The organism is Marinomonas polaris DSM 16579 (genome assembly GCF_900129155.1).
GTDB classification, from domain to species: domain Bacteria; phylum Pseudomonadota; class Gammaproteobacteria; order Pseudomonadales; family Marinomonadaceae; genus Marinomonas; species Marinomonas polaris.
This window is the reverse complement of sequence record NZ_FQVF01000004.1, coordinates 254,537-268,978: the sequence shown is the minus strand read 5'-3', so window position 1 is coordinate 268,978 and position 14,442 is coordinate 254,537. Positions and strand designations below refer to the sequence as shown.

At 44.5% G+C, this 14,442-nt stretch carries 14 protein-coding genes; 11 read left to right on the top strand and 3 right to left on the bottom strand.

Translation table 11 applies throughout. The features are described from left to right. Nucleotides 1-121: 121 nt before the first annotated feature. Nucleotides 122-871: a DeoR/GlpR family DNA-binding transcription regulator gene (locus tag BUA59_RS05075; RefSeq protein WP_072838641.1), complete on the bottom strand. Its 750-nt coding sequence runs from the start codon at nucleotides 869-871 to the stop codon at nucleotides 122-124. Between the two features lie 145 nt (nucleotides 872-1,016). On the opposite strand from BUA59_RS05075, the gene BUA59_RS05070 reads away from it, so the two are divergent. From BUA59_RS05070 to BUA59_RS05040, 7 genes are all read left to right on the top strand, one after another. Further along, nucleotides 1,017-1,994 (top strand): ABC transporter substrate-binding protein, encoded by a 978-nt coding sequence (locus tag BUA59_RS05070; protein ID WP_072838640.1) that lies wholly within the window; start codon nucleotides 1,017-1,019, stop codon nucleotides 1,992-1,994. Nucleotides 1,995-2,044: 50 nt separating this feature from the next. Continuing rightward, nucleotides 2,045-3,727: an ABC transporter permease gene (locus BUA59_RS05065; protein ID WP_072838718.1), complete on the top strand. Its 1,683-nt coding sequence runs from the start codon at nucleotides 2,045-2,047 to the stop codon at nucleotides 3,725-3,727. Beyond that, complete coding sequence (locus BUA59_RS05060) at nucleotides 3,715-4,758, top strand: ABC transporter ATP-binding protein (RefSeq protein ID WP_072838639.1); 1,044 nt, start codon at nucleotides 3,715-3,717, stop codon at nucleotides 4,756-4,758. Before BUA59_RS05065 ends, BUA59_RS05060 begins: the two co-directional genes overlap by 13 nt. Further along, nucleotides 4,755-5,855 carry an MBL fold metallo-hydrolase gene (locus BUA59_RS05055; protein ID WP_072838638.1) on the top strand — a complete coding sequence of 367 codons (1,101 nt, stop codon included), beginning with the start codon at nucleotides 4,755-4,757 and terminating at the stop codon, nucleotides 5,853-5,855. The genes BUA59_RS05060 and BUA59_RS05055 overlap by 4 nt, the downstream gene beginning before the upstream one ends. Next, complete coding sequence (locus BUA59_RS05050) at nucleotides 5,839-6,408, top strand: histidine phosphatase family protein (RefSeq protein WP_072838637.1); 570 nt, start codon at nucleotides 5,839-5,841, stop codon at nucleotides 6,406-6,408. The genes BUA59_RS05055 and BUA59_RS05050 overlap by 17 nt, the downstream gene beginning before the upstream one ends. Continuing rightward, nucleotides 6,390-6,842, top strand: coding sequence for a phosphatase domain-containing protein (locus tag BUA59_RS05045; RefSeq protein WP_072838636.1), 453 nt, complete (start codon nucleotides 6,390-6,392; stop codon nucleotides 6,840-6,842). Before BUA59_RS05050 ends, BUA59_RS05045 begins: the two co-directional genes overlap by 19 nt. Before the next feature lie 130 nt (nucleotides 6,843-6,972). Beyond that, nucleotides 6,973-8,148: an aldose 1-epimerase family protein gene (locus tag BUA59_RS05040; protein WP_072838635.1), complete on the top strand. Its 1,176-nt coding sequence runs from the start codon at nucleotides 6,973-6,975 to the stop codon at nucleotides 8,146-8,148. Here BUA59_RS05040 and BUA59_RS05035 read toward each other — a convergent pair. Beyond that, on the bottom strand, nucleotides 8,117-8,527 hold the full coding sequence (locus BUA59_RS05035) for a gamma-glutamylcyclotransferase family protein (protein WP_245813094.1): 411 nt from the start codon (nucleotides 8,525-8,527) through the stop codon (nucleotides 8,117-8,119). The genes BUA59_RS05040 and BUA59_RS05035 overlap by 32 nt on opposite strands. Nucleotides 8,528-8,667: 140 nt before the next feature. Next, nucleotides 8,668-9,738 (bottom strand): bifunctional transcriptional activator/DNA repair enzyme AdaA, encoded by a 1,071-nt coding sequence (locus BUA59_RS05030; protein WP_072838633.1) that lies wholly within the window; start codon nucleotides 9,736-9,738, stop codon nucleotides 8,668-8,670. Between the two features lie 232 nt (nucleotides 9,739-9,970). Between BUA59_RS05030 and ypfH the strand changes: the two genes are divergently transcribed. From ypfH to BUA59_RS05010, 4 genes are all read left to right on the top strand, one after another. After that, nucleotides 9,971-10,597, top strand: coding sequence for an esterase (gene ypfH / locus BUA59_RS05025; protein WP_072838632.1), 627 nt, complete (start codon nucleotides 9,971-9,973; stop codon nucleotides 10,595-10,597). Nucleotides 10,598-10,683: 86 nt separating this feature from the next. Continuing rightward, nucleotides 10,684-11,451, top strand: coding sequence for a transporter substrate-binding domain-containing protein (locus tag BUA59_RS05020; RefSeq protein WP_072838631.1), 768 nt, complete (start codon nucleotides 10,684-10,686; stop codon nucleotides 11,449-11,451). Between the two features lie 162 nt (nucleotides 11,452-11,613). Further along, entirely contained in the window at nucleotides 11,614-12,375 is a 762-nt protein-coding gene (locus tag BUA59_RS05015) for a sulfite exporter TauE/SafE family protein (protein ID WP_072838630.1), read from the top strand. Nucleotides 12,376-12,594: 219 nt separating this feature from the next. After that, nucleotides 12,595-14,112 (top strand): pectate lyase family protein, encoded by a 1,518-nt coding sequence (locus tag BUA59_RS05010; RefSeq protein WP_084122179.1) that lies wholly within the window; start codon nucleotides 12,595-12,597, stop codon nucleotides 14,110-14,112. Nucleotides 14,113-14,442: the final 330 nt, after the last annotated feature.

The window sequence follows — 14,442 nt, the reverse complement described above, 5'->3', positions numbered from 1 at the left end:
ACAACCTCAATCTTTGCGATGTGGGTGGGTACCTAAGACAATAGTCTTATATAAAGACCGAGGGCAAGCTCATTTTTTACACAATTTATACAAAGGTGCTTTTATTTTAACCTCGCGATTGTTAATACAATATTTCAACGCCTTGATAATTTAGTGTGCTGAGTAAAGATGAAGACGGTTTTTGGTCGGTAATCACACAATCATAATCGCTCATTTTTCCCCATAAACAGCGGGATTCAGTATCAAATTTTGTGCTGTCGATAACCAAAACTCGATAATGGCAATGTTCAACCAAGGCTTCTCGCGCCATAACTTCGTCATCGGTAAAATCAAATAAATGGCCTTGTTTGTTGGCTGCTGCGACAGAAAAAATACCGATGTCCGCTCGGTAGCGCTGAAAAAAACGCATGGCGTCTCCACCTATGACATCTTGATCGCGCATTCTTACTCGACCACCCGATATGGTGAGCTCGCAGTCAGGGTGTTCACATAAATTGCGTGCGGCATGAAGATTGGTTGTCATCACTTGTAAGCCTTGGAAGAGCGAAAGCTGGTTGGCGACTTCAGCCACAGTTGAACCACTGCCAAGAAAGATTGATTGATAGTCCGCCAACTTGCTCACACAAAGGTCGGCAATGTGCTTTTTTCCGGCCGCATGGCGGATTCGTCTTTGATCAAAACTAATGTTCTCTCGATGAGGAAAAGGGATCACTTCACCATGGCTGCGTAATACCAAGCCTTTTTCGGCTAATAGCCTAATATCCGATCGAACGGTTTGTACTGAGACCGAAAATTCGTCGGCGACGGCCTGTAATGTTTGGCGTCCTTGCTTATTCACCCATTGCACGATGTCATAGTGCCGTTTGTTCATAGTGATTCTGTCCTTTTTATGAGGCTTTTTAAGTAAAGATCGTCGAAACGAAAGCAAACCAGCATTAAACGAAATTTTTTCGTCACTATAGTGTCAAATTATGTCGGTATTGTTGCAGCTCACTTATCAAAAAGAGAGTTTCTCCATGACCGTTAAGAAGACCTTGTTGCTATGTGCCGCGGCACTTGCTTTTCCTCTTTCCGTACAAGCTCAAGATGTTTTGACCTTGTATACCAGTCAGCCAAACAAAGATGCGCAAATGACGGTGGATGCGTTTGAAGCGGCCAATCCAGATATAAAAGTGGAGTGGGTGCGTGACGGAACGACCAAATTAATGACGAAATTGCGCGCGGAATTATCCTCTGGCGTGGTGAAACCCGATGTACTGCTTATTGCTGACAGCGTGACCATGGAATCTATGGTGTCTGATGGCTATTTGTATTCCTATATGAGCCCTAATCGCGATCAATACGAAGATAGTTTGTACAGCAAAGATGGCTATTATTACGGCACGAAACTGATTACTACAGGCATTGTTCGTCATAAACAAGCGCCGCAACATCCAACGGATTGGGCTGATTTCGTCAAGCCTGAATACAAAAACCAAGTAGCGATGCCAAGCCCTTTGTATTCTGGTGCTGCGCTGATTCATCTTGCGACGCTAACTGCTGACAAATCACTAGGCTGGAATTATTTTGAGCAATTACATGCCAACCAAGCGATGGCGCAAGGCGGCAATGGTGGTGTACTAAAAGCGGTGGCATCAGGTACTAAGCCTTACGGTGTGATTGTGGATTTCCTAGCGATTCGTGAAGCGGCAAAAGGTTCACCGATTGAATTTATCTTTCCTAAAACGGGCGTCACCATGGTGACTGAGCCAGTGGCGATCATGAAAGAAGCTAAAAACAAAGCTGCAGCGAAGCGATTTGTAGACTTTCTCTTATCAAAAGAAGGTCAAGCTCTGGTATTAGAGCAGGGTTATTTGCCTGCCCGAAGTGATATTGGTGTACCAGAAGGTTTTCCTAAGCGTGTAGACATTCGTTTGATGCCGTTCGATGCGGCAAAAACATTGCGTGACAATGAAACGAACAAAGAGCGTTTTAGCAAGATTTTTGAAGGTTAAGCAAGATGACTCCTTTGTTACTAAAAAGACGCTTTATGGACGGGACATCCATGGATAGCCAGCTTCGCTGGTTGTCCATCGGACTCTTCATGTTAATCGCAACGTTAAGTGTATTGCCCAGCCTGCGTTTGTTGGTCGAGGCCTTAAGTCATACTGCCTTTTCTACGTCCTCACCTATGGCAGAAGTACTCAGAAGTGAGCGGACTTGGACGGCATTACGCAATAGTTTTTACACCTCAGGCTTAGGGACGCTCATCGCGGTGATTTTGGGTTGCGGCTTTGGCTTTGTGGTGACTTTAACGAATATTCGTGGTCGCGCCATTTGGGTGTTTTGTTTTATGTTGCCGATGATGATTCCGCCACAAGTGACGGCGTTGAGTTGGTTACAACTGTTTGGTCCAGCGAGCCCAATTTTAAATACGCTAGGCATCGCGCCAGCGTTGGGCAGCCCACAACCTATGTATTCGGCGGAAGGCATAGCTTTGTTGTTAGGCATACAAAGTGCGCCCTTGGTGTTTCTGGCTTTGCGTACTCAACTTATTTCATTGCCTCAGGATTTATTAGAAGCCGCTCAACTATCTCGTGCTTCTCAGTTTCGAATTTGGGTCGATATCATCTTGCCCTTGTGTCGCAGTGCGATTATCGCTGGCGCCGCATTAGCCTTTGTTTCTTCTCTGGGTAATTTTGGTATTCCGGCGATGTTAGGGATTCCTGCAGGTTACATCGTTTTACCCACCTTGATTTATCAGCAAATGGCAGGATTTGGTAACGATATGCTGAGCCAAGTGGCGGGCTTGTCGATGATTATTGCGTTGTTGGTGTTGGCGGGCATGTTGTTGCAGCAATGGCTACAGCAACGCAGTTGTTATGCCTTGTTAGGTCACACGGCGCAGTCGCTGTCTTTTCGTCTTAAGCAATGGCGTTTGCCCCTCGAAATCCTCTTGGCCTTGGTGTTGTGTTTTATCTTGGTCGCCCCGCTATTTGCTTTGATTGTGAGCTCATTGGTGCCTGCTCTCGGCATGCCATTGAACGCGGATACCATTACCTTTGCCGCGTTTTACGAAATGATTGGGCGGCAAGGCGTTACTTCCAGAGCCTTCGAAAACAGCGCGTTTTTGGCTTTTTTCAGTGCTTTAGTCTTGATGCTGGTGTCTTTGCCATTGGGTTATTTATTGATGCGTTTGCCAATGCGAACTAGAGCTGTGATCGCCAGTTTGATTGAAGTGCCTTACGCCATCCCTGGTATCGTCTTAGCCATTGCTTTTATTTTGTTGTTCGCCAAGCCTTTGCCTTTTATTGAGGTCAGCTTGTACGGCACGTTGGGCATTATTTTTCTGGCGTATCTGTCTTGTTTTTTGAGTGTGTGTTTGAAGCCGGTATTAAGCGCCATGTCTCAGCTTGACCCCGCTTTAGAAGAAGCCGCTCAGCTTGCAGGTGCAAGACCGATACAGCGCTTGATGGACATTATTTTGCCGCTCACTGCACCTGCCTTCTTTGCAGGTGGATTACTGGTGTTTTTGATCTCGATTAATGAACTGACGGTATCTGCTTTGTTGTGGAGCGCAGGCAATGAAACCCTAGGTGTATTGATTTTTAATCTCGATGAAAGTGGCGACAGTGTTTTGGCCTCGGCCATTGCTGTGCTGGTGGTTTTGCTGGTCGCAGGGCTAATGAGTTTATTAAGTCTGTTTGCCCCTCGTCTGCCCAAAGGAGTGATTCCATGGCACGGTTAATATTGGATGGCGTTGAAAAATCTTTTCATGGCGCGCCGGTTGTAAAAGGTTTGAATTTAACGATTGAGCCGGGTGAGTTTGTTGCCTTACTTGGGCCAAGTGGTTGTGGTAAATCGACCATTTTAAGAATGCTGGCAGGATTTGAGAACGTTTCAGGTGGTCAAATCATTCATGGCGATGACTGTCTTTCTAGTTCGACGCGTCATGTGCCAACAGAAGAAAGAAACTTCGGCATGGTGTTTCAATCTTATGCACTTTGGCCGCACATGACGGTGAAAGAAAACGTCGGCTATCCGCTTAAAGTACAGAAAACGCCGGTGGCAGAACGCAACAAACGAATTAAAGACGCTCTGGAAATTGTTCAGTTAGAAGAATACGCAGATCGATTGCCAGCGCAACTAAGTGGCGGTCAGCGTCAGCGAGTGGCGTTGGCGCGTAGTTTGGTCACCGAGCCAGATGTGGTGTTGTTTGACGAACCGCTTGCCAACTTAGATAGACATTTGCGAGCGACGATGGAAGAAACCTTCCGTGCCTTTCACAAACGTACTGGCGCGACCATGGTTTATGTCACCCACGATCAATCCGAAGCCATGTCATTGGCCGATAAAATTGCAGTGTTGAATAAAGGGCAGTTGGTGCAATGGGGAACGCCTCAGGAACTGTATGCAAGACCAAGAAACACTTGGTTAGCGAATTTTATTGGTCGAGGTTCTGTGTTGTCGGTGGCTGCGGTTGCTCCTTCGCAATACGTGAGCGGTACAAATTTGACTGAGTTGATTTGCCAGCATTCACCAGATAAAGCGGCTAGCTCTGTGCTCGTGCGTCCACAAGATATTCATTTCGTCAGCGCGGACGATTCAGCACTGATTGTTAGTGTTCACAGCTGTATTTTTCGTGGTGAGCGTTACGATATTGAATTGACGCTAAAAGATGGCCAGCGCTTACTCGCGTACAGCGATGTACCTATGACGCTAGAAAGCCTGCATCAGGTTCGTCTTGGGCAAGCTTGGTCACTTGAGAGTGAATCATGAAGGTTAGCATTGATATTTTAAGTGGCGCAGGAAGGAAAACCGCCGCCGCGATTTTGGTGACCTACGAGGCAGAACATCAGTCAAAACCGATTCGTTTTTTACTCGACGCGGGCGGCGCGTTAGAGGTGGGCGAAGACAAAGGCTGGACGCAACCCGATCACTTAGATGCGATTTTTATTTCCCATGATCATCAAGATCATATGGGCGGTTTGATCGATATTGATAGCAAGGTTCCGGTTTACGCGACTTCGCCCGTTCAGCAGCAATTGCCTACGCATTTAAACCTTCATACCTTACCTATTTGTGGCTCGACGAATGTGTCTGGCATAAAGGTGACAACAGGTTCGGCAGGGCATTCTTTTGGCGGTGTGTGGCTGCATCTTGATATGGGTGAGGGCGTATTTTACAGCGGCGATTTTAGCCTAGAATCCGGCTTGTATCCTTTTACCATGCCTCCGCTTGCCAGTGTTGCTTTACTCGATGCGTCTTACGGCTTGTATGACAATTCATTAGAGCAATGTAAAAACGCCTTGCTGCATTATCTGAAAGACGAGCGCGCCTTGCTGATGCCCGTTCCGCAAACTGGACGAGCGTTAGAAATGGCCTGCTGGTTAACTTCACTAGGGTTTCATGATTGGACTCTAGGAGGAGATTGCATTGCGCCTGAAACTGTTTTGGCTGGGCCTAAAGATAGTGTGTGCAGCGAGATTAGACCTATCCTGGAAAACATGAAAAGCCAACCGTTCAATCCCAATGCCAAAGTGGTGCTGTGTGGTGATCCTGATGGATTGAGTGGTGAAGCGGCTGTTTTATTGCAACAACCATCGCGATATTTGCCGGTTTATACCGGACATTTGCCAGAACACGCTCGTCAGGCCGTGAGCGAAGATAGAGCACATTTTGAACGCTGGAATGTGCATCCGCGTAAGCAAGATTTGAAACGGCTGGTGGATCATCTTGGCTGCCGTATATGTGTTCCATTGTTTTATACCATGAAAGACCTAAATGAGTGGCGACAGGCCCTTGGTCCAAGCGTCACTGCAGATTCTTACATTGAGTTAGATTGTATAGAGTTAGATTATGACCTTAATACCTAAACCTTTTGTCTTTGCGCGTCATGCGCAGAGCGAGTTTAACGCCGCGTTTCGTATAGGTGGTTTTACCGATAGTCCGTTAAGTGAAACCGGAATTCAGCAAGCCAAAGATGCAGCGCCAATATTAAGCGCCATTGATTGGAGTGTTGTGGCAACCAGTACGTTACAACGTACGCAAGAGACCGCATTTCATGCGGTGCCAAAACAAACCATTATGGCTTATGAGCAACTTAAAGAGCGCAATTGGGGCGACTTAGAAGGCTGCCCGATAGAACAGCAGCTGCCTTATGACGTGACGCCGCCTAATGGTGAATCTTGGCGAGACTTCGAGACTCGAGTGCTAGGCGCATTGAATGAGATCCTCAGCGAGCATTCGTGGCCTCTGATCATCGCGCATTCTGGTGTTTATCGAGTGCTAAACAATGTTATCAACGGCACGCCGTATTGCCCAAGAATCGGCAACGTTACTCCTATTTCTTTTGTGCCTAGCCAAGACGAAAACGGCTGGGAAATTACCCCTTTTAAAGGAAGCTTTACATGTTACCAAATGCCGTAATTGTTGATTTAGATGGCACTCTTGCTGAGTTCGATCACACTGAAGTAGCCCATTGGGTGCTTGGTGCAGAAAAGCATTGGGACCCTTTTTTTGAACACATGAAACATGCACCAGTGATCGAAAATGTGCTGCGTTTGGTCAATATTCTCAAGCAACAAGGCCAACATATTTTAATTTGCAGTGGCCGTCCTGAGTCCCATAAACAGCACTCGGTTGAATGGATTCAAAAACACCAAATTCCGTGCGATGGCATTTATCTACGCCCAGACAATGCTGATGCCTTGCCAGACGAGGATGTTAAAAAAGCCTTGTTGGAGAAAATCCACGAAGATGGTTTTACGCCTTGGTTGGTATTGGACGACCGCGACGCTGTGGTTCAAGGTTGGCGTAACTTAGGGCTGACTTGCCTACAGTGTGCGCCAGGGGATTTTTAAATAGAATTATTACCAGAACGACTCAACGGAGCGACAAGCAACATTGAATAAATAGCAGATTTTATCCTCATGGCTAGCCTTGTTATCTAGCTCGCGCTAGCATGAGTAAATTTTATTCGGAGCTTGGCCTATGTTTCAACTTGTTCTTCTTAGTAATCAACAACATATCGATGTAGCAAATCTGTCTCTATCCGCAGAATTAATGGGCTTACCGAAAGATATTCCGATTAGTGTGCAGCAGACATGTCTTATGGGCGGCAAGCAAACCGGCTCTCGCTTGATCACTTTGACAGTGGGTGACTCTGTGGTTCGTGTTGTGCCGACTCGTGGCATGGCGGTTCTTGATGTCGTTAGGAAAGATACGACAGGAAAAGAAGTACGATTTGGTTGGGACTCGCCGGTTAAAGAAATCGTGCATCCAAGCTTTGTTAACCAAGAAGCGTCCGGCGGCATTGGTTGGTTAGATGGTTTTAACGAGATGATAGTGCGTTGTGGTTACCAATGGGCTGGGCATCCCGGTCAAGACGGCGACGAGTTTTTGACATTACACGGGCGTATCCAAAACACACCTGCAGACGAAGTGGTTTTAGAGGTCGAGCAAGTACCGCCTTATCGTGTGACTTTACGTGGTCGAGTCGATGAAAAACGTTTTAAATTCACTAACTTTGAACTGCAAACGGTATTGTCATTAACGCCAGATGAGCCTTATTTATTGGTTGAAGATACCTTGACCAACAAAGGTAGTTATCCGCGTGAATACCAAGCTATCTACCATAATAACTTTGCCCAACCGATTCTTGAAGATGGCGCGCAGTTACATGTTCCTATGGCGGAACTGTCGCCTTTTAACGACTATGCAGCTGGTGGTTTGAACGATTGGAATCAGATGCCTGCACCAACTAAAGACTTTGACGAAATGGTGTTTAATATTCGTCCGATTAGTGACGAGAAAGGTTTTTCTTATGCTCTGTTACATAACGCCAACGCGTGCTGTGGCATAGAAGTGAGTTATCAAATCGATACCTTGCCAGTGCTTACCGTGTGGAAAAATACGGACACACTGGAACAAGGTTATGTGGTGGGAATCGAGCCGGGCACTAGCTTTGCTTATAACCGTTCTTATCAGCGCGACTTAGGTTTGGTGCCGACAATTGGTGCTGGTGAATCGAAACACTTTGTGGTGCGTTTTGGCTTGTTAACGGATGAAGATCAAGTCCAAGCAAGTGTGGCAAATATCGCTCAATTACAAAGTACTCAAACGGCTCAAGTATTGTCTACGCCGATTGTGCGCCTTGGTGAGGCATAGAGGTTCGAGAATATCGTTCCCAGTCACCTGCTTCCATATACGGTGCGTGGTCTAGGGATTTGTTGTACACGTAAATCCAGCCTCGGCCATAGGGCGAGAAAACACGTTTTCTAATGTACAAAGAGCTTTCTGGTGTCTTTGGGTCATAACCTTCAAGTTGATCCAAAGACGCGAGTATTTCGTCTGATACATCATACCATTCTACGCGTATCCGACCGCCGTTTTCATGGGTTGATACAATACCTGGGAAGTCTCCTAGATTGTGCATGCGAAAACCGGTCAACCAACCTAGGCCGATGCGTTTGCAGTCGGCAAGAAGTTCGTGATTATTCAGCCCCTCACGAAGCGTCCCATATACAGCAATAATGTTTGTAGGCATGTTGAATTCCATCTAATTACAATCAAAGTGTAGAAGATGAACTGGCTTAATGGTCATTTCAAGCCTTGTACAAGTAAATTACGTTGCCATGACATAACCTTGATGCATTCATGAAACTACTGGCACTCTAGCACTTGATCTCAGCTTTTTTCGAGGCTTTGACGATGCGTTTTTTCATGATCAAGTAGCCAGCGTTTTCGCTCTAATCCGCCAGCGTAACCGGTTAAACTGCCGTCTTTTCCGATCACTCTATGGCAAGGAATAACAATGGCAACACGATTCATGCCATTAGCTCTGGCGACGGCTCGAACTGCTTTTGGGTTATTTAAACGCGTGGCATGTTCTTGGTAGCTGGCTGTTTCTCCAAAGGGAATCGTGCCAAGGGCTTGCCAGACAGAATTTTGGAAGTCGGTTCCTGGCGTATGAAGCGGCACGCTGAAGTCGTTGCGTTTGCCTGAGAAATACTCTTCTAATTCTAGTTTTAGCTGCTTAATATGAGAATTTTCACCCGCAACAATCGGCGCTTTTAAGCGACGTTGTAAGTCTTCAAACTCGGTTTCTAACATGCGTCGGTCGACAAATTCCAACAGACAAATTCCTTCGTCAGTGGCGCAGACAAACATAGGGCCAATGGGTGTTGTCAGCCTATCGATTAAAATCACAGCATTCTCCAAATTTAGGGTCGGTGCATGACCGAGTAACTTTTTAAAAGTGTAACCGAAACCACTCAAAGAATCGTAGCCTGAATCTAACGCAGTATTGGTGGCGCTTTTGCCTGTCTTTAATTCTTGAAACGCATAATTGATACGATACATGCGCTGAAAGGTTTGAAACGTCATGCCGTAATGTTGATTAAACCAACGACGCACAAAGATGGGTCGTATTCCAGATTCTCTCAATTCTTGGTCGTTGATTTTCGCCTTAGTACAATCTCGCACAAGGTTCATTGCCGCTTGCACTTCGTAAGGTGCTTCATGAGCGTTTTCAGTGGGGCGACAGACTTTACAGGGGCGAAAACCTGCGTCCATGGCGTCTTTGAAATGAGTGTAAAACTCAACGTTCTCACGTTTTGGTTTGCGTGCTCGACAAGTTGCAATGCAGAAAATAGAGGTTGTTTTGACGCCGACAAAAAATACGCCTACATAACTAGGTTCACGGTTTAGTAAGGCTTGATAATAACTATCGGCTTGTTTTTTATCTGTTATTAACATGCGTTTGTCCGTTGTTTGAATAATGACTGAAGTTGTTTGTTGAGTTAGGTTAGCCTGATTGTCAATGAAGCAACAACCGAAAATTGGACGAGCATTTTTTATTATTTTTTATTCGGCTATCGATTATTTCTAAATATGAAATAGAAACTTAAGGAATAGCTTATATATCTTGTTTTTTTAGAAGAATAGAGTATTCATCATATTATTAAGTGATTGTTTTAAAGGATTCCTCATGTCTAGTACTGTTGTGATACAAGAACCTAATTCGCCAACGCGTTTGTTTTTATTATTCCATGGTGTTGGCGCCACACCACAGAGCTTGGCTCCTTTGGGTGATGTTCTCGCTAAATCTTTTCCCAAGGCTGTTGTCGTGTCGATACAAGCGCCTGATGCATCTGATTTTGGCAAAGGCTACCAATGGTTTTCAGTGCAAGGCGTGACAGAGGAAAATCGAGTGGAACGCATTGAAGCGGCGATGCCAGCCTTTGTTGAAACAGTGAAATATTGGCAGCAAAAAAGTGGATTGAACGCGGAACAAACGACGTTAATCGGTTTTTCCCAAGGGGCAATTATGTCCTTGTCTTCGACACAAATGGTCGATGAAAAACTAGCGGAGAAAATCGTGTCGTTGTCAGGGCGCTTTGCCTTACTACCAAAGAGAGATCCAAAGAAAGATCTCGTGAATACGCAAATACATTTTATCCATGGTAATCAAGATAATGTGATTGACTATCGCCTGTCTAAATCAGCGTATGATGCCTTGATAGACTCTGGTGTAATGACGACTTATGATCTTATTCCTCATCTCGCTCACAGCGTGAACCAAGCGGTGGTGGATTGTTTATTGCAGCGTTTGTGAGTTCGTTGAATAGCGCGATAAAAATTGAAAACATGGCATAGCAAATGCTTATATATTTCTTTCATCTCCATGTTAGGTCCACACTTATGAAGTTCACTGCGTCGTTTTTATTACTAGCGTCCACTATGGCTTACAGCACTATCGCGCAAGCCGATCGTTTAGAAGACATTCAAAAACAAGGCTATATCACTGTTGGAACCACAGGCGATTACAAGCCTTTTTCGTATTACGATGGCAGTACATTTTCGGGCTACGATATTGATGTGGCTAAGTACTTTGCGACAGAGATGGGCGTGGAAGTGAAGTTTGTGCAAACGACGTGGAAGGACTTATTAAAAGGTTTGGATGATGACAAATATGACATCGCCATGGGCGGTATTACTCGTCGAATTTCTCGCCAAATGGCAGCGGAACAAAGCCAAGGCTATATGACATTTGGTAAATGTTTTCTTGTTACTCAAGGTAGCGAATCCTTGTTTGATACGCTAGAAAAAGTGAATAAGCCAGAAGTGAAAGTAGGCGTAAATATTGGCGGCACCAATGAAAAATTTGCCGATCAGTATCTTAGCAAAGCAACTATTGTTCGTTTTGAAAATAATCTAGATGTACCGAAAGCGGTCGAAACAGGCACAGTTGATGTGATGGTAACAGAAACGCCAGAAGCTCTTTATTATCAAGTCATTAACAAAAATTTAGACGCGGTACGTGAAGAAAATCCGTTTACCAAAAGTCAATTTGGTTATTTGATTCCAGAGGGTGAGCAGCGCTTGTTGAATACCGTTAATTTCATGATGGATGAGATGAAATTAAAAGGTGTTGATGAAACCTTGATGGCAAACAATTCTCTTAAATAAGTCATTTTCTATCCGCTCAACTTTTTCTTAGATGAGGAAGTTGAGCCAGTTTCATCTTCCTCTCCTTAATAATCTTTTGTCAGATTGCCTAATTCTCCTTATTATTCGTTTCCTCTTTTTATTCTCTTCCGACTCGCTCAAGAGTCAATTAAGGATGATGTTATGGATTACAGTTTATTTACTGTTTCGCTTTTGATCGGTACAGGTTTTCTTGCTGGCATTATTAATACTTTGGCGGGCGGTGGTTCTAACCTGACTTTACCGGCTTTGATGGTCATGGGGATGCCGGCTGACATCGCTAATGCGACCAATCGTGTTGGGGTATTTTTACAAAACGTGGCAGCGACATTTGGCTTTCGTAAAGCCAAAAAGTTGGATAACGCTGACATCCTGCCGGTGATGATTCCATCCTTGCTGGGCGGCGTAGTGGGGGCTTTCGCAGCCAGTTATGCACCAGAAACCTGGCTCAAGCCGCTATTGTTAAGCGCCATGATAGGCATGACGTTAATTATGATTGTCCGACCTACCATGATAGCGCCACCAGAAGGCACTGTGCCGTTTAAAGTCTCGGAAAAACCGAGTGCATGGATTGCCTTGTTTATCGCTGGTGTATATGGAGGATTTGTTCAGGCGGGTGTCGGTTTTATCCTGATCGCTGCATTGGCTGGCACTTTACGTTATGACCTAGTGCGCACTAATGCGCTAAAAATGGTCTGTACATTAGGTTTTACGGCCTTAGCATTAGGCGTATTTATATGGAACGACCAGATCCTATGGATTCCTGGATTGATCCTTGCTTCAGGCACCATGCTAGGCTCATTCCTTGCTGTGAAAATGGCGATAAAAGCCAATCCAAGCCATCTAAAATGGTTTCTTTTTATCATGACGGTTTGTGGCAGTGCCGCAGCCCTTTTAAGTGATTAAAGAGCTAAAGGATCCATTTGCTCGAATTTGAAAACAGTAATTTATTAAAAATAAAACAATGTTTTAATTTTTTATATTTCCTGATAATCTATTCTCCTATAGAGAGCACTGTCATAGCGTGTTCTCTATATTCTTGCTAATAAAAATAAAAATGCGATTTGAAAATACGCATAGCGAGTCTTCTTAATCTGCTTATTTTCAATATCTTTGGAGAATAAAATGAATAGAAAAATTTTAGCGGCGTCTTGTCTGGCGGCCAGCTTAATTGCCGGATGTTCAGCTGTAAGCACGGATAACACGTCACAGAAGCTGTCAAATACTGGAAAGAATAGTATGTCGCAAGATATGACGCGACCTGTGCTTCCTCACAACGATGGCTGGGCTGCTGCCGAAGGTCAAGTTACGGGTGGATCAGATGCGCTTGATGCACATATTTACACCGTCAGTAGTCGGAAAGCCTTTGTTGATGCGCTAAAAGAAGCCGGCAACTCGCCTAAGATTATTCGAATTAGTGGCACGATTAACTTGTCATCTAATGATCAAGGCCGTGAACTGACCGAAGCAGATTATCGTGTTGCGCCTTATAATTTCGAAGATTATAAAAATGCTTATGCACCTGCTGTTTGGAACATACAGCCACTTATCAAAAAACGTCCAAATAGAGATTTAACCGGCCCTCAGGAAGAAGCTCGTTTAGCCTCGGCTAAAAAACAAAAAGATCAAATTGTCATTGATGTCCCTTCTAATACCAGCATCCTTGGTTTAGGTAAGAACGCAAAAATCATTAAAGGCACTTTGCAAATTAGTGCGGGTGTCGAAAATGTCATCATTCGAAATATTGCCTTTGAAGACGCATTTGATTATTTCCCAGGTTGGGATCCAGGTGACAGTTTCAAAATCGATCCAAACTATCCCGGCTGTATGGGGGAATACGTTAATGCCAATCAAGGACCACAGAAGTGTCCGGGCGGACGTTGGAATTCTGAATACGACCTGATCTCCATCAACGGCGGTAAGCGCGTCTGGATCGATCACAGCACTTTCTCAGATGGGGATCGCCCAGACTCCATGTTCCCGCCCGTCTATCCGTTCCCACAGAATGAAATTACACAAAAAGTTCAGCATCATGATGGCTTGGTTGATATTACCAATCAGGCGGATCTAGTGACGATTTCTAACAGCTATTTCCATGATCATGATAAGGCTTTCTTGATTGGTAACAGTGATGGCAAAACCGCAGACACTGGCTATTTACGAGTTACCTTGCATGGAAATTACTTTAAAAATGTCGGTCAGCGTATGCCGCGTGTTCGTTATGGCAAGGTGCATGTGTATAACAACTATTTTGTCGGTAATGCACAAGGTGACGGCGTTGGCGCCAATGCTTATGAGCGCCATGTGGATTCTTTGATTAACAAACCTAAACATAATATTGTTCGTCAAGTTTTGGGTGCGGGTAAAGAGTCAGCGATATACTCAGAAGCCAACGTTTTTGAAATTGAAAACGGCAATCCTTCCCATGCGATTGGCAATATGAAGGGTAAGGTCGCTTATGATCAAGGCTCTATGTTCAACGGTAAAATGATTGATATCGTTGAAGGGGCGAACAAAGCAAGTGGCAAGCCACTTTCTAAAGATGTGGGCTGGACACCAACCTTATATGGCCCAACGCCAGTATTGCCTGCTAGTGAAGTCATTGACTACGTCAAAGAAAATGCAGGAGCTGGTAAACTTTAGATCTGAAATATAGAGCGTTTTCTTTTATGCCGATGCCATTTTATCTAAATGCATCGGCATTTTTTTGATCATCTTTTTTCAAAAAGGCAGTTTTTTTCTGTCAACAAATCGTGCGTTACACAGCTAAACCATTATTTACATTATATTTATTCTTTTTTTTAATAAGTTCGTTTACTCTTCAATAAAGGAACGATGCAGGCACATCTTTTGCTGGAGTACTAATTAGTTACGCTAAAATTAGCACTCTACAATTACGTAAGGAATGACTTATTTTTAAAGATAGAGGTCTACTTAGTGGTATCGCTTTTAGAGAAGTGGTTTGGTACTCAA

Bases quoted from the DNA above. Each gene is read 5' to 3' on its own strand.
- BUA59_RS05010 (WP_084122179.1), top strand. From the start codon at position 12,595: ATGAATAGAAAAATTTTAGCGGCGTCTTGTCTGGCGGCCAGCTTAATT.
- BUA59_RS05065 (WP_072838718.1), top strand. From the start codon at position 2,045: ATGGATAGCCAGCTTCGCTGGTTGTCCATCGGACTCTTCATGTTAATC.
- BUA59_RS05040 (WP_072838635.1), top strand. From the start codon at position 6,973: ATGTTTCAACTTGTTCTTCTTAGTAATCAACAACATATCGATGTAGCA.
- BUA59_RS05045 (WP_072838636.1), top strand. From the start codon at position 6,390: ATGTTACCAAATGCCGTAATTGTTGATTTAGATGGCACTCTTGCTGAG.
- BUA59_RS05070 (WP_072838640.1), top strand. From the start codon at position 1,017: ATGACCGTTAAGAAGACCTTGTTGCTATGTGCCGCGGCACTTGCTTTT.
- BUA59_RS05055 (WP_072838638.1), top strand. From the start codon at position 4,755: ATGAAGGTTAGCATTGATATTTTAAGTGGCGCAGGAAGGAAAACCGCC.
- BUA59_RS05060 (WP_072838639.1), top strand. From the start codon at position 3,715: ATGGCACGGTTAATATTGGATGGCGTTGAAAAATCTTTTCATGGCGCG.
- BUA59_RS05015 (WP_072838630.1), top strand. From the start codon at position 11,614: ATGGATTACAGTTTATTTACTGTTTCGCTTTTGATCGGTACAGGTTTT.
- BUA59_RS05075 (WP_072838641.1), bottom strand. From the start codon at position 871: ATGAACAAACGGCACTATGACATCGTGCAATGGGTGAATAAGCAAGGA.
- BUA59_RS05030 (WP_072838633.1), bottom strand. From the start codon at position 9,738: ATGTTAATAACAGATAAAAAACAAGCCGATAGTTATTATCAAGCCTTA.
- BUA59_RS05020 (WP_072838631.1), top strand. From the start codon at position 10,684: ATGAAGTTCACTGCGTCGTTTTTATTACTAGCGTCCACTATGGCTTAC.
- BUA59_RS05035 (WP_245813094.1), bottom strand. From the start codon at position 8,527: ATGCCTACAAACATTATTGCTGTATATGGGACGCTTCGTGAGGGGCTG.
- BUA59_RS05050 (WP_072838637.1), top strand. From the start codon at position 5,839: ATGACCTTAATACCTAAACCTTTTGTCTTTGCGCGTCATGCGCAGAGC.
- ypfH (WP_072838632.1), top strand. From the start codon at position 9,971: ATGTCTAGTACTGTTGTGATACAAGAACCTAATTCGCCAACGCGTTTG.